We start from the raw sequence: 13376 nt of genomic DNA, 5'->3' as shown, positions 1-13376 counted from the left end.
TGCGCTGCTCAATATTCAGGCCAATGGCTGCTCCCTCAAGAAAGGGGGTGCCAAAGTGAGCTCACTTCTTCTGTTGGCTCTGCTTGCAGTGGTGGCCATACCAGCCTTCTTCATCGTGCCTGTAATGGTGGGGCGCGGGTTCGCACAAACCGTCACATACGCTTATCTCGTCTTCTCGAGCAATGCGCCTTCCTCGCTCAAGCCATCGTTTCGCAAGGGAGTAATGACGCTATGTTGGATGATGGCGGTTGATCTCTTGCGCTTCCTGTTCGTCCTGTTCGTCGTTTCATACTTCGCCCTTCAAGCGATTGCAGTGGGAACTACTTACGCATTCATCGCAATGGCTTTCGCCACGCTAATGTTCTCCATGCTCCTACTGATGGCTTTCAGCGCTGCCATGAGTGAGCCTCTCCGGAGTGCCGTCCGTAAATGATTAGCTTTTCCCACGGCCATCTCCGGCCCGACCCGGTCGACCTGCGCGACCCTTCCGATTTCCTGTTCGAGGCCGACGGGCAGCGCGAAGCGTTGCTCCAGGCCCTCTACGTCACCTCGCTGGTCCACCGGCGGGACGTGGACGCCATCGATCGGCTGCTGGACGCCCACCGGGCGGCTCACGGCGAGCCGGAGCAGGTGGACTACGCTCAGCAGCGGGACGGCCTACATGACCGGCCATTGCCATTGGTGAGCAGCGATGGGGGCGTCGGCGATGTTGGGCTCCAGCGCTACATGGAGGAACACCGCGCGTGGAACCCGGTCACCCAGAGGGAGTGCGAGCTTCAGGACCGGTTCGGGGTAGGCAGCGCATGAGATCAGCGGAATACGCTGCTGCGGTGAAGCGTTGGCAGAGCAACCGCAGGGCCATCTTGGCTGAAGTGTTTGTGCCCGGCATGACTGTTCGTGAGGCGGCCGATGCGCTGGCCATGGCGCTCGGGACATCCTTCTCCATCGCCACCGTTCGAAATGATCTGCTTGAAATAGGGCTCACGCCCGCCAACGGAACTGAGCGGCGACGGGTGGCCACCAAATCCAGGCGCGAGGAGGTCATGACGCGCATGCTTGCAGGTGAATCTCCCCGGGCCATTGCCCAGCAACTTCACGTGGCCGTGGACAGAGTCAAGTCCGACATTCAAGCTCTCGTCGCCGAAGGTGAACTCCCCGCGGAGATGATCGCCCGAGCCTTCGCGATGCGTCAGATCGATGCGCTGGCCCGCTACATGTCGGTTCTTAGTCCCGATGCTCAGGCGGCTTACGAAAAACTACGTATGGCCGTGTCCATCCGCTGAGCCGGCGATGCTCGACAAAGTGTGCTCATCGAGGTTGGCTAACGTAAGCCCGCTTCCTCGAACTTGGCGAGCGCGGTGTTTACCGCGGAGGTGAGATTCTCCTTCGACGCATCAAGGCGCTCGAAACCAGTCATCTCGGGCGGAATAACCGTGGTTGGATCAGTCGTCGCCACCAGCACCGTGTCTGCCCCGCGAATGACATCCTCAACGGCAGTCCATTCTGTAATAAGTTTCTGGGGATCCTCAGTGAGCAGGACGACCATCACGGGACCGAACCTCATCGCGCAAGTGGAGTGTCCGCGAAGGGCCGCCGTCTTCGGGTTGCGAATGGCTGCGCGGTGGCAGCCTTCTGACAGTTGATGCAGGAAGGGATCGCATCCAGGCGTGCCCATTTCGTTGCACACCAAATGGACAATGCCCTTGGCCCACAAGCGGAATCCCACCGACGATGGTTTCAGTTCCTCGGAGCGGAAGCAGGCTTCCACGAACTGGTTACCTGTCAAGCTCAAGTCCTTCTCATCGAGCAAGCCCATTCGTTCAAAAGTCAGGCGATTGATGCTCGTCTTCGAGTCGGCTCCCAAGAACTCCTTGGGGTCACGGCGCCCACCACCGACACCCGGATACACGTCGAAGCGCTTGGCGATCCATGCCATCCGGAGCAGATCCACTTGACCGAACGACAGTTCACTGAGGAACTTGATGAAATGCCGCTTGAGGTGGCCTTTGACCTTGCCGGTGGCAATGGAGGAGGCCAAGCGACCGTAAACGGTGGCCTTCTCGGCTTCGATGTCCAGTTCCAAGGCTCGGAGCATAGCCAGAAAGTCTTCCGGCGTTATGGCTTCCGCGTTATCAGGGAACACGACACCCTCCAGCGCCGCGCGCACGAACTCGGCGTATCGCTGTTCTGTGCGCTTTTCCATCCAGGCCGCCAGGGCTTTCGGGCCCTTCGACAGGAGTTCCAGGGGGCCGGAGAGGTCACCCAGCTTTGTCAGGTCTTTGAGATCCATCATTGGATTAGGTTGTGTGGGATGGGCCGGTTTCAAACTTGCGCGCGAATCGAACTGCGGGCTCACCCGTGTGGTCATCGTTGATCCGTTCAATCTCTTCCCCGAGCACGGCCTCGGCCACTTTCAAAGATGCCGTGTTCTGTTCGCTCACCACGGCCTCGACGTAGAACGGGGGCATGCCCTTGAAGCCGTTCTGCATTTCAGCGATCCCAGCGCGAAGGATGGCCGTGGCCAGTCCCTTGTTCCGGTAAGCCTCGGGGACTGCATAGCCCACCGCAAGGTTCGGGCTGCCCTTATAGATGCCGTTCAAGGCAAACGTCGCAAATGCTCGCACCGTTTTGCCGTCGAGGAATACGAACGTGTTTTGCGGTATCCGGTGCCCACGGTGCAAGTGCATGTAGACACTGGGATCCACCTGGCCCCGTTCCAACTCAACGGGACCGGCAAGCATTGCATCTTGAAAAATTTTCAGTGCGTCGCTCGGGTCAGTCATTCCGGGCATGGGCATTTCATCCATGAGTAGGCGAGTGTGCCCATCGTCGCCCCTCCAATCTCATCCCTCAAGTCATTCGTTTGCTTCGGGCGTTCACCGGGGCAGTGGCCTCTTGACTGGGAATCCTGGCTCCGCTTGCCCCTCCCACAAGGGCAGGCCTCCTCCACGGTGTTCCGGCCCTTCGCTGCGCGCCTGACGGTGCTCGCTCCCGGGTGCGGGAGGGGCCGATCGCTCCGCCCATCGGTTCCCGCGAGGCGCATCCCGCGCCGGTGGAGAAAGCAGATGAAGCGAGCGAACGACATCCGGGCCCAGTATCAGTTGACGATGGACGAGGAAGGCATCCTGCTGGCCGCTTCGCAAATCCTTGAACGCCGCCTGCAACGCCAAGGCGCGATCACCGATCCCAGCGACGCTGCCGACTTCCTCAAGGCCCGCTGCGCCGGCCTGGCGCACGAGGTGTTCGGCGTGGTCTTTCTCGACACCCGCCACCGCATCATCGCCACCGAGCACCTGTTCCAAGGCACCATCGACGGTTGCGAAGTTCACCCCCGCATCGTGGCCAAGAAGGCCCTGGACCATAACGCCGCGGCGGTCATCTTCTTCCACAACCACCCGAGTGGAAACCCGGAGCCCAGCGCGGCAGACCGCGCCCTGACGGCCCGCCTGAAGCAGTCCCTGGCACTGCTGGACGTTCGGGTGCTGGACCACCTGGTGGTCGCTGGCAACACGCATGCGTCGATGGCCGCACGGGGGTGGGTGTGACCACCCCTTGCCAACTCACCGATTCCAGGTATCGGTAGAGGGATGGTCCATGTCGGGCCACTCACCCCTACTCATATTCCTAACAAGGAGCCGATACCCATGAATCGCAAGTCCACCCTCCGTTCCATCCTTCCCATCGCCTTGGCCGCTCTGGCTGCACCGGCCTTCGCCGACGACGTGTCGGAGAACCTGATGATCAACGGCCAAGTGCTGCCCGGTTGTCAGCTGCAGATCTCCCCGTTGGACAACCTGGATATCAACTCGCTGTCGCTCTCGCAGGTGGCTTCTTCGCCGACGGGCATCGGCGCCCGCTGCAACACCGGCACCGCTTACGAGATTGCCCCCGGCGACGGGCTGAACTACGGCTTGAACGCCGATTTTCCCAATCACCGCAGTCTGTCTGGCCCTGGCTTCTTCCTGGCTTACTCGCTCCATCGTGACATGGTGGGTGGTGAAACGTGGGGCACGGGCGCAGATCAGATTTCCGGGGTCGGGAATGGTGAGTGGCAGTTCATGCCTTACTCCATCGCTTTCCTGGGAGCGAACAAGGCGCCCAACGGGTTCTACAGCGACACCGTCCAGGTCACCCTGACTTACAACTGATCGTCACGTGATCCGCACGAAGAGAAGCCCCGCACCAGCGGGGCTTTTCATTGTGAGTGGGTATGGGTTGACGAAACGTGGATCGTCTCTAGCTTGAAAGGTATCCCCCGACAGGAGATGCCTCCATGCGATCGTTATTTTCTCTCTTCACTCTTTTGATTTCCCTCTTGCTCCCGTTTTCTGCGGGCGCATCCCAAGTGTCGTTGACTCCAACGGCGCTTTTGGGTGAGCCCACAACGAAAGCGCATGCGGTCACGCTGATCAATTCAGACGACATGCCGGTGAGCTATCAAGTCACTGCCTACCAGTGGCTGCAGAAGGATGGAGTCGACCAGCTGGTGAACACCGGTGATGTGCTGGCTTCTCCATCGATCATCTCCATTCCTCCGAAAGGGCGGCGCGTGGTGCGGGTGGTGAGGGTCAGTGGAAGTGGGGCGGTGGGCTACTACCGCGTCATCTTCAAACAGCTGCCGTCACCTCCCATCGAGAACGGTGGGCGGTCGAACGTCTCGCTGCTCGTGAATCATTCCCTGCCGCTGGCGTTTGAAGCTTCGACGCCTGACGTGCGCCTGAGCGTGTCGCTGTCGCCGGACGGTTCGGGCTACCGCCTGACCAACACCGGCACCACCGCCGCGCGCGTGACCAACATTGGACCGGCTTCCGGCGCCTCCTGGCGCGAAGGGGCCTTGGGCTGGGTGCTGCCTGGCTTGAGCAAGGACATCCCCCTCAAGCCGGAGCACCGCGCCTCGGCGTTGACTCTGACCGTCAACGGTCAGCCGGTGACGCTCACTGTTGCTCCTTGAGCACACCGTGCGCCGCTGGGGGATTCTTCTCGCGTTGATGCTGGCCGCGCATGCGGCCGGCGCTGCTGTGCCCCAAGGCGTGGAGCCCAGCGTGCTGCTGCCGACCGTCGGCGGCAAGATCTCAAAGGAACCGGCCGTCTTCTGGCAGCACAACGGCCAATGGTTCGCCGATGCTGAAACCTGGGCCAACCTTGGGGTGGTGCTGCAGGCGGGCGAGACGGACGCTTTGTCGGCTCAAGCGTTGGGCGTGGCGCTGAAGGTCAACGACGAAGACGCCACCGTGGCCATCACCATTCCCCCCGATCGCGCACCGGTTCAATCGGTCAAGCGCCACGAAACCACCGGTTCACTTTCGCCCGCGGCGCCGGGTGTGCTGATCAATTACTCGCTCTCTGGCCGCGCAACCGAACAAGCCCAGGGCGGGTCCCTGTCCCACGAGGTGCGCACCGCTGGACGCTCGGGCGTGCTCGCCACCACCGGGCAACTCAACGCCGACACGTCGCGCGGCGGCGAGTATCGCCGCGGCATGACGCGCTGGCAGAAAGACGACCTGACGCGCCAAGTGACCTACGAAGCCGGCGACGTGTTCGCTGGCCCGCCGTCGGCGGTGGTGAACCTGGGCGGTGTCCGCATCGCCAAGGACCCCAAGGCGCTCGACCCGATGACGCCCACGTATCCCATTCCCACCCTCGGTGGCTTGGCGTTGGATCCGGGCACGGTGGAGGTCATGGCCAATCAGGCCCGGGTGCTCCAGAGGGACGTGGAGCGCGGGCCGTTCGTCGTCGAAGGCAGCCCGTTGTCGGCCGGCGCCAACCAGGCCCAGGTCGTCGTGCGCGACCGGTTCGGGCGCACCACCGTGGTCAGCGATCAGCGCTACTACGTGGCGCCCACCTTGCTTCGCCCGGGCCTGACCACGTGGGACGTGGCGGTGGGGCAGGTGCGCGAGGACGAGAACCGCTACGGCAAGACAGGCGCCAGCGCATCGCTGACCTGGGGTGCGTCCGATCGGTGGACGCTGCGCACGCACGCGCAAGCCGATGGGGAAGGGCATGCCAACCTGGCCGTAGGCGCCACCACCCCGCTGGGAACCTTGGGCACGCTCGACCTGGAAGTGGGGCGCTCCAGTGGGGGCGGCCAACGCATCGCCGCCGCTTACGACTACCGCAGCCCCACGTTTGGCGTGCGCCTGGAGCACGAGCGCAACGACGGCTACTGGCGCTTGCGCCCGGAACGGGCCACGGACGTGCAAGAGCGCACCCGCGCCTCCCTGTTTTGGCGGCCCAGCCGAGACCTGTCCGTGCGTGCCGGTTACACCGACCTGACCACCGACCGCAGCCGCGTCACCTTCGCCGACGTGGGCGTGAACTGGCGCAAAGGGCCCCACCAGCTGGGGGCCAGCGTGCTGCGCGACATCGGGCGTGGCGACACCCGCGTGGAGGCCGGCTACACCTACGCGTTCGGGTCCAACCGGGTGGGGGTGAGGGCGCGATCCGCCCCCAACGCCGATGCCCTTGCGCTTCGCTACTCCGGACGGCCCACCTTCGGTCAAACCCCGGTTAGCGTGGCGGCCGAATGGGAGACCGGCGAGCGGGGCCAGGAACTGCGCGCGACCGCGTCCTGGAACACTGACACCGGCATGGCCCGTCTCGACGCCGGCAGCGGGCTGGGCACGCCCTACGTCAGCGGGGGCTACAGCGGCGCGGTCCACATCGACGGCAAGGGCGTGACCTTCCTGCGCCCGGCCCCCCAGGGCTTCGCCGTGGTGGACGTGCCGGGCCAGCCCAACGTCCCCGTTCGGGTGGGCGGCCGGGTGGTGGGCCAGACCGACGCCAAGGGCAGGCTGGTGACCGGCGACGTGGCGGCCTTGGTGCCCACCACCGTGCGCATCGACGACAAGGCGTTGCCCTTGGGAACCCAAGTGGGCGAGACCGAAAAGACCGCGATGCCCGGTCGCCTGGCCGGCATGCACGTGGCCTTCCCGGTCCTCACCGAAACGGCCCGCGCCTACACCCTGACCGGCACCGCCATCCCACCCGGGACCATCGCCCGGACCGCCCGCGAGACAACCCAGGTGGGGTTCGACGGGGCGCTCTACTTGCAGCACCCCGAATCGGGACTGGTGATCGAAGTGACGGGGGTCTGTAAGGCCCAGCTGCCCGCGGACCTCGGGTCTGCGCAAACGGTGGTGCAGCTCACCTGTCAGTGATCAGCCAACCCTTGGAAAACAAAGGGTTGGGGTGTCTCACGGCTTGCGAAACTGGCCCTGCATCCTTTTGCTGAACGATACTGGGGGCCTGTCTTAGGGGATCACTGGATGCCACTGCTTTCTTGGTTCAACCGCGACGCGGATCTCACGCGCGCCGCCCTGGCTCCCTACCGGCTACTGGAGCCGGTCGCCAAGCTTTCCTACGGGGAGGAGGACTCCCCGAACATGCTCATCGAGGGGGACAACTTGGAGGCGCTCAAGGCCTTGCTCCCGTATTACGGTGGGCAGGTCAAATGCATTTTCATTGATCCGCCCTACAACACCCAATCGGCGGTCAGTGAGCACTACGACGACAACATTGAACACTCCCAATGGTTGTCGATGATGTATCCCCGCCTCGAGCTGTTGAAGGAGCTCTTGGCCGAGGATGGCTCCATTTGGATCACGCTGGACGACAACGAAGCCCATTACTTCAAGGTTATCGCCGACGAGATTTTTCAGCGAAAGAACTTCATTGCAAATGTCATCTGGCGAAAGAACTACTCGCCCAAGTCTTCCGCTCGCCACTTTTCCGTAGACCACGATCATCTGTTCGTCTACGCCAAGAACGCTGAAAAGTGGATTCCCAATCTGGTGCCGCGAACAGCGGCTCAGGACAAGGCCTACAAGAACCAGGACAACGATCCCCGTGGGCCTTGGAAGGCCAGCGATCTTTCCGCGCGCAATTCCTACAGCTTGGGCGTCTACCCGGTCACCACTCCTAGCGGTCGAGAGATCCCCGGGCCCCCTCCGGGTCGTTACTGGTCCATCTCCATGGCTAAGCTGGAAGAGCTCGATGCCGACAATCGCATTTGGTGGGGCAAGGATGGGAACAGCGCCCCCTCTTTGAAGCGGTTCCTCACCGACGTGAAGCAGGGCAGGGTGCCCCAGACCTACTGGCACTACGACGAAGCGGGACACACGCAGGACGCGAAGAAGGAAATCGTGAGCCTGTTCGGCGGTGATGTTTTCGGCACTCCCAAACCGGAGAAGCTGATGCAGCGGGTCCTGGAAATTGGTTCTGCGCCGGGAGAGCTGGTGCTCGATAGTTTCTTGGGTTCCGGCACCACGGCCGCAGTGGCCCACAAGATGGGCCGGCAGTGGATTGGCATTGAGATGGGTGAGCACGCACGCACTCACTGCCAACCGAGGCTTTTGAAAGTGGTGGACGGCGAACAAGGTGGAGTGTCGAAAGATCTCGAGTGGAGAGGGGGAGGCGGCTTCCGCTTCTACAAGCTGGGGGTGCCCGTGTTCGATGTGAGCGGTCACATCCGAGACGGCATCCGCTTCGAACACTTGGCCGCGCACGTGTGGTTTGCTGAGACCGGCACCGCGCGCTCCACCCGTGCGCCCAAGACGGCATTCCTGGGGGAGCACCACGGTGTGGGCTACTACTTGCTGTTCAACGGGATCCTTGGCGACGAGAGTAAGACCGGCGGCAACGTGCTGACCAAAAGGGTGTTGCGAGGAATTGAGCCGTTCGACGGACCCAAGGTGATTTACGGTGAGTCCTGCGACTTGCCGAAGGAGCGGCTGGAAGAGCTCCAGATCACGTTCAAACAGACCCCCTACGACATCAAGGCGCGTTGATCATGGCTCTCTCCCTGAAGGTTTATCAGCAGCGGGCCCTGGCCAGCCTAGCCCAGTTCCTGGAAGACGCACGGCTGACCGGCCCTGCGTCTGCGTTCGAGAAGAACGTGGATCCGGGCCTGGTCACGACCTACAAGCCCATGCCGGGCATGGAAGCCACGCCTTACGCGTGCCTGCGCATCCCCACGGGCGGTGGCAAAACCGTGATGGGCGCTCACATCATTCAAGCAGCAGCTGACGCTTACTTGGAGCGCACGTATCCCCTGGTCATGTGGATGGTGCCCACCACCCAGATCAAGACCCAGACCTTGGAGGCGTTCAAGGATCCCCGCCACCCCTACCGTCAGGAGTTGGATGAGGCCTTCGGTGGCAAGGTGGCGGTGTTCGACGTGGAAGACTTCACCCACATCCGGCCTGCCGACTTGGGCACGAAGGTGTGCGTGGTGATTTCCACGATGGCAGCCCTTCGCGTGGAGAACCAGGACGGCCGCAAAGTCTACGAGCACCACGAGGACTTGGAGGCACATTTCGCGGGAAGCGTGTCCGATCTGCCTTACCTGGAGCAGAACGCAGCGGGCAAGGCGATTGCCTCCTTTGCCAACCTTCTCAAACTCCACGGGCCGTTGGTCATCACCGACGAGGCGCACAACGCCAACACGCCGTTGTCCTACGAGGTCTACCAACGCTTAGGTGCGAAGGTGGTGGTGGAATTGACCGCCACTCCCGAAGCCAGCAAGAGCAACGTGTTGGTCAGCGTCAGCGCCTTCGAGCTGAAGGTGGCCAATATGATCAAGTTCCCCGTCGTGCTCAAGGAGCACGTGGGGCAATGGGAGGTGGCGGTGGGCAGTGCCGTGGCTCGACGCAACGAGCTGGGCAAGACCGCGCTCAATGAACCGGACTATATTCGTCCCATCCTGCTGATCCAGGCCGAGAACGCCAAGGGCACCGCGACGGTGGAGGAGGTCAAACGCCACCTCATCGACAACGAGAAGGTGCCGGAAAAGGCCATCGCCATCGCCACCGGTGACCAAAGGGAAATCGACGGCGTCGACCTCTTTGCCAAGGATTGCCCCGTCGAGGTCATCATCACCAAACAGGCCCTCAAGGAAGGCTGGGACTGTTCGTTCGCCTACGTCTTCTGCTCAGTGGCCCAGGTCAAGAGCGACAAGGACATCCAGCAGCTGTTGGGCCGTGTGCTGCGCATGCCGTATGCCACCCGGCGCAAGCAGGAGGCCATGAACAAGGCCTATGCCCATGTCACCACCTCCCACTTCAACCTGGCGGCAGCTGAGCTGACCAAATCGCTCATCGACATCGGGTTCAATCCGTTGGAAGCCGTGGGCGCGGTGCAGCGTGAACCGACGCCGGGGCCAGGCCTGGAGCTGCAGGGCGGTGCCAATCCGGTGCCCACGCCGCCCAAGACCACCGTGGCGGTCAGCAAGCAGCCGGACCTGACCAACGTGCCCGAGCGCGACCAGGGCAACGTGGTATTCGTGCCCAACGAGGAAGGCAAGGGTGGCACGGTCGAGATCACGGGGGAGGTGGACGATTCCACGGTGGAAGCGATCACCCTGGCCGTCCCCGCCAAGGAGCGGGAGGACGCCGTGGCCACCATCGAGCGTCACCAGATCGCTTCCAAGGCGGTCAAAGCCCCCAGCCAGAACGGAGCGGTCTTCAGCGTGCCGCGCCTCTGCGTCATGGAGCAGGGCGAGCTCGAGTTCATCGAAAGTGGCGCGGTGCCGCCCGGGTTTGCCTGGGATCTGCTGGCTTACCCGCCGGACTTGTCCAGCCTCAAGTTCAACGCCGACAGCCAGACCTTCGAAGTTGATCTGATCGACGAGAAGGTCACCTACACCAAGATCGACGACGACGTGAACACCTACCTGCCGGGCTTTGCCAAGGACCGGACTGAGTCAGACCTGGTGGGGTGGTTGGACCAGAAGATCCGCGACCCGGCCGTGAAGCAGCCGGTGCTTCGGGAATGGGTGCGCCGAGCCATCAGCGGCCTGTCTCAGGACCGGGGCTTCTCGCTGTCCCAGCTTCTCAATGGACAGTTCGTCCTCCGGCGCAAGCTGAGTGAGCAGCTCCAACTGGCCAAGGCCGAGGCGCTGAAGGACGGCTTTCAGCAGGCATTGTTTGGACCGGAAGCTGACGTCGTGGTCAGCGACGAGCCGGACGCGATGTTCACCTACCCCGCGGACATGACGCTGTATCCGGCGCACTCCTATTACCAGGGCGGCACCTACCGGTTCCGCAAGCACTACTACCCATTCGTCGGTGATCTGCAATGGAAGACCGCCGGTGGCAAGGTCGGTGAGGAATTCCTTTGCGCCCAAGCCATCGATCAGCTGGACGAGGTGGAGTTCTGGGTGCGCAACCTGGTTGATCGCAGCCAGTTCTGGATGCCCACGGCCAAACAGCGCACTTACCCGGACTTCGTCGCCCGGCTCAAGGACGGGCGCCTACTGGTCGTCGAATACAAGGGCGGGGACCGCTATTCCTCCGACACGGAGAAGGAAAAGCGGATGGTGGGCGACCTCTGGGCGAGCAAGAGCAAGGGCAAGGGGATCTACCTCATGGCCCAGCTGAAGGATGAGAAGGGCAACAGCGTCACTGAGCAGTTGAAGGCGGCGATCGGGGCTTAAGCGGGGACGCGATATGGAAAAGCCAGGGCAAGTCCAGAAGGTCGTCAGGAAGACGGCCAGCAGTGGCAAGGTGGACTACGCACCACCAGTTGTGCTCAATGAGACCAGCAAGAGCAAGCTGCACGCCCTGGCTTGGTTCATTCCACATAGCGACGGTCGAACCACGTTTTCGCTGAAGCTCGAAGGTTTCGTGAAGGCGAAGGACCAGCCGTGGATCGAGGACAAGGCCAAGACCCTCACTTTGTCGGAAACATCGTCCCTCCAGTTGCTCAAATACCTGCAGACACATCTGCCCCTTGCTGCTCAGTCGGAAACGGGTGAGTTCATCTTGATTCGGGTGGCCAACGGCGAGGCCAACCTGACGGGCCACGATCCTCAAGAACTCGTGGGTGCCCTAACAAAGGTTCTATCCCAGGCGGAGTTGCTGGGCCATTTGTCCAGCACTGAACTCACGCATGAGTTGAGCACGGCGCTACGTGGTTCAATCCGTCTGAGCGAGATGCGATCGGCGGTGGCCGAGTTGCGCTCGAACTTGGGCAGCGGTGAGGCAGGGGAGCAGACCTATCAGGCCTGGTGTGAGAAGCACTGTTGGGCGTTCGGAAATGCCTATGTGGTCCGCGACGAAGTCAGGGCCATTTCCACCGGAGACAACCTTGACTTGTTGTTGCCCAACGTGATCGCGGGCTATCGGGACATCGTTGAGTTGAAGCGGCCCGACAAAGAGGTTCTGCTCTACGATGCGGCCCACAAGAATTACTACTTTTCGGCAGACGTTTCCCGGGCCATCGGCCAATGCCACCGGTATCTGGACATCCTCCACCAGGCTGCGAAAGATGGGCTCCTCGACCACAAAGAGGTTGTGGCCTATCACCCCCGCGCCACCATTGTGATTGGCCGATCCCACGGATGGACGGATGAGCAGCAGCGTGCACTACATGGTCTCAATCGCCGCCTCCACGGTATCTCTGTCATGACCTACGACCACCTGCTGGCTCAAGGCGAGCGGCTTGTTGAAATGATGAGCCCCTCAGTAGGTGATGATGCGGAGCCGGCGGTTGAGGAGGACGATATCCCATGGTGATCATTCATCCGTTTGGTCGCGTCCTGTCCTGAGACTTCGCAAAGCCACTTATGTCCAGTTTGAGTCCTCGCGAGAGACGGAAGCTTGAAGACCTGTTCGGCATGAGCAGTGGTTACGTCCTCGATTTTTCAAACAACTCCTTTGCTCGTTTTTTCGAAGAGGAGGTCAATCGAGACATTTATGGCGGCGCATACAGTGGCAACGGTCCGTCCAAAGCCAACCACCTGCGCAGCTTCTGGACCAAAGAAGACGACTCCTTGGTAGGGCGGGTCATCCACGGACTGCTGGAGCACTGCCGAGATACTGGGCATTCGGCGTTGGAGCGGCAGGCACTCTTCAGGGATTGCGAAGCCATTGCCGCGAGACTTGCGCAAGCCAAGCCGGTGGAGGACATCGAGGCCATCGAGGGTGACACGGAGGACTTTCAGAAGGTGGCAAAAGCCGCGAGAGAATGCTTCGAGCGCAACGAGCCTGAGCAAGGCTTAGACAGACTGCATACTTTCCTCGTCAAGTTTCTCCGAAAGCTTTGCGAGGAGCACGGCATACCGAGAGACCGTTCGGTGCCGTTGGGTGGCCTTATGGGTGCCTACGTGAAGCGTGTCAAGGAAGAAGGTCTTCTGACTTCCCAGATGGCAGAACACATCCTGAAAGGCGCGACCACGATCTTCGGTCAATACGACTACGTCCGGAACAACCACACCATGGCCCATGACAATCCGGTGCTGGCATACGACGAGGCGCTCCTGATCGCCAGCAACGTCGCCAGCACGGTGCGCTTCATCAAGGCCTGTGAGGAGCGGTGGAAGCTCGCACGCCAGCAAGAAGCGGCTGCTGCCGAGGATTTGGACATCCCGTTCTAGGTGC

13 protein-coding genes are annotated in these 13376 nt (G+C 61.9%); 11 read left to right on the top strand and 2 right to left on the bottom strand.

The features are described from left to right. Window positions 1–55: 55 nt before the first annotated feature. From FHW78_RS15975 to FHW78_RS15965, 3 genes are read left to right on the top strand one after another with little or no spacing between them, the layout of a single operon-like run. The gene (locus FHW78_RS15975; protein ID WP_183642849.1) at window positions 56–433 is read left to right on the top strand and encodes a hypothetical protein; all 378 of its coding nucleotides are present in this window, start codon (window positions 56–58) and stop codon (window positions 431–433) included. Continuing rightward, entirely contained in the window at window positions 430–807 is a 378-nt protein-coding gene (locus tag FHW78_RS15970; protein ID WP_183642846.1) for a hypothetical protein, read from the top strand. The genes FHW78_RS15975 and FHW78_RS15970 overlap by 4 nt, the downstream gene beginning before the upstream one ends. A 23-nt stretch (window positions 808–830) precedes the next feature. Continuing rightward, complete coding sequence (locus FHW78_RS15965) at window positions 831–1283, top strand: hypothetical protein (RefSeq protein ID WP_183642843.1); 453 nt, start codon at window positions 831–833, stop codon at window positions 1281–1283. Window positions 1284–1321: 38 nt separating this feature from the next. On the opposite strand, the gene FHW78_RS15960 is transcribed toward FHW78_RS15965, so the two are convergent. Beyond that, a complete protein-coding gene (locus FHW78_RS15960; RefSeq protein WP_183642841.1) occupies window positions 1322–2290 on the bottom strand; it encodes a hypothetical protein in 969 nt (322 codons plus the stop codon). A gap of 7 nt (window positions 2291–2297) precedes the next feature. Then, entirely contained in the window at window positions 2298–2792 is a 495-nt protein-coding gene (locus tag FHW78_RS15955) for a GNAT family N-acetyltransferase (RefSeq protein ID WP_183642838.1), read from the bottom strand. 273 nt (window positions 2793–3065) lie between these two features. Here FHW78_RS15955 and radC point away from each other — a divergent pair, with 273 nt between their 5' ends. The 8 genes from radC to FHW78_RS15915 all read left to right on the top strand — a co-directional run bounded on the left by radC (window position 3066) and on the right by FHW78_RS15915 (window position 13372). Continuing rightward, complete coding sequence (gene radC / locus FHW78_RS15950; RefSeq protein ID WP_183642835.1) at window positions 3066–3545, top strand: DNA repair protein RadC; 480 nt, start codon at window positions 3066–3068, stop codon at window positions 3543–3545. 99 nt (window positions 3546–3644) lie between these two features. Beyond that, window positions 3645–4148: a spore coat protein U domain-containing protein gene (locus tag FHW78_RS15945; protein ID WP_183642832.1), complete on the top strand. Its 504-nt coding sequence runs from the start codon at window positions 3645–3647 to the stop codon at window positions 4146–4148. A gap of 125 nt (window positions 4149–4273) precedes the next feature. Continuing rightward, a complete protein-coding gene (locus FHW78_RS15940) occupies window positions 4274–4951 on the top strand; it encodes a fimbria/pilus periplasmic chaperone (protein ID WP_183642829.1) in 678 nt (225 codons plus the stop codon). Beyond that, window positions 4941–7157: a fimbria/pilus outer membrane usher protein gene (locus tag FHW78_RS15935; protein WP_183642826.1), complete on the top strand. Its 2217-nt coding sequence runs from the start codon at window positions 4941–4943 to the stop codon at window positions 7155–7157. Before FHW78_RS15940 ends, FHW78_RS15935 begins: the two co-directional genes overlap by 11 nt. Window positions 7158–7265: 108 nt before the next feature. Further along, complete coding sequence (locus FHW78_RS15930; protein WP_183642823.1) at window positions 7266–8786, top strand: site-specific DNA-methyltransferase; 1521 nt, start codon at window positions 7266–7268, stop codon at window positions 8784–8786. 2 nt (window positions 8787–8788) lie between these two features. After that, window positions 8789–11431 (top strand): DEAD/DEAH box helicase family protein, encoded by a 2643-nt coding sequence (locus tag FHW78_RS15925; protein WP_183642820.1) that lies wholly within the window; start codon window positions 8789–8791, stop codon window positions 11429–11431. A 13-nt stretch (window positions 11432–11444) separates the two neighbouring features. Beyond that, the gene (locus tag FHW78_RS15920; protein WP_183642817.1) at window positions 11445–12512 is read left to right on the top strand and encodes a Shedu anti-phage system protein SduA domain-containing protein; all 1068 of its coding nucleotides are present in this window, start codon (window positions 11445–11447) and stop codon (window positions 12510–12512) included. Between the two features lie 101 nt (window positions 12513–12613). Continuing rightward, entirely contained in the window at window positions 12614–13372 is a 759-nt protein-coding gene (locus FHW78_RS15915; protein WP_183642813.1) for an abortive infection family protein, read from the top strand. Window positions 13373–13376: the final 4 nt, after the last annotated feature.

Origin of the sequence: Pseudoxanthomonas sp. OG2 (assembly GCF_014192765.1) — a bacterium.
GTDB classification, from domain to species: Bacteria; Pseudomonadota; Gammaproteobacteria; order Xanthomonadales; family Xanthomonadaceae; genus Pseudoxanthomonas_A; species Pseudoxanthomonas_A beigongshangi.
The sequence above is the reverse complement of the archived record's forward strand: the minus strand, read 5'-3'. Positions and strand labels throughout refer to the sequence as shown.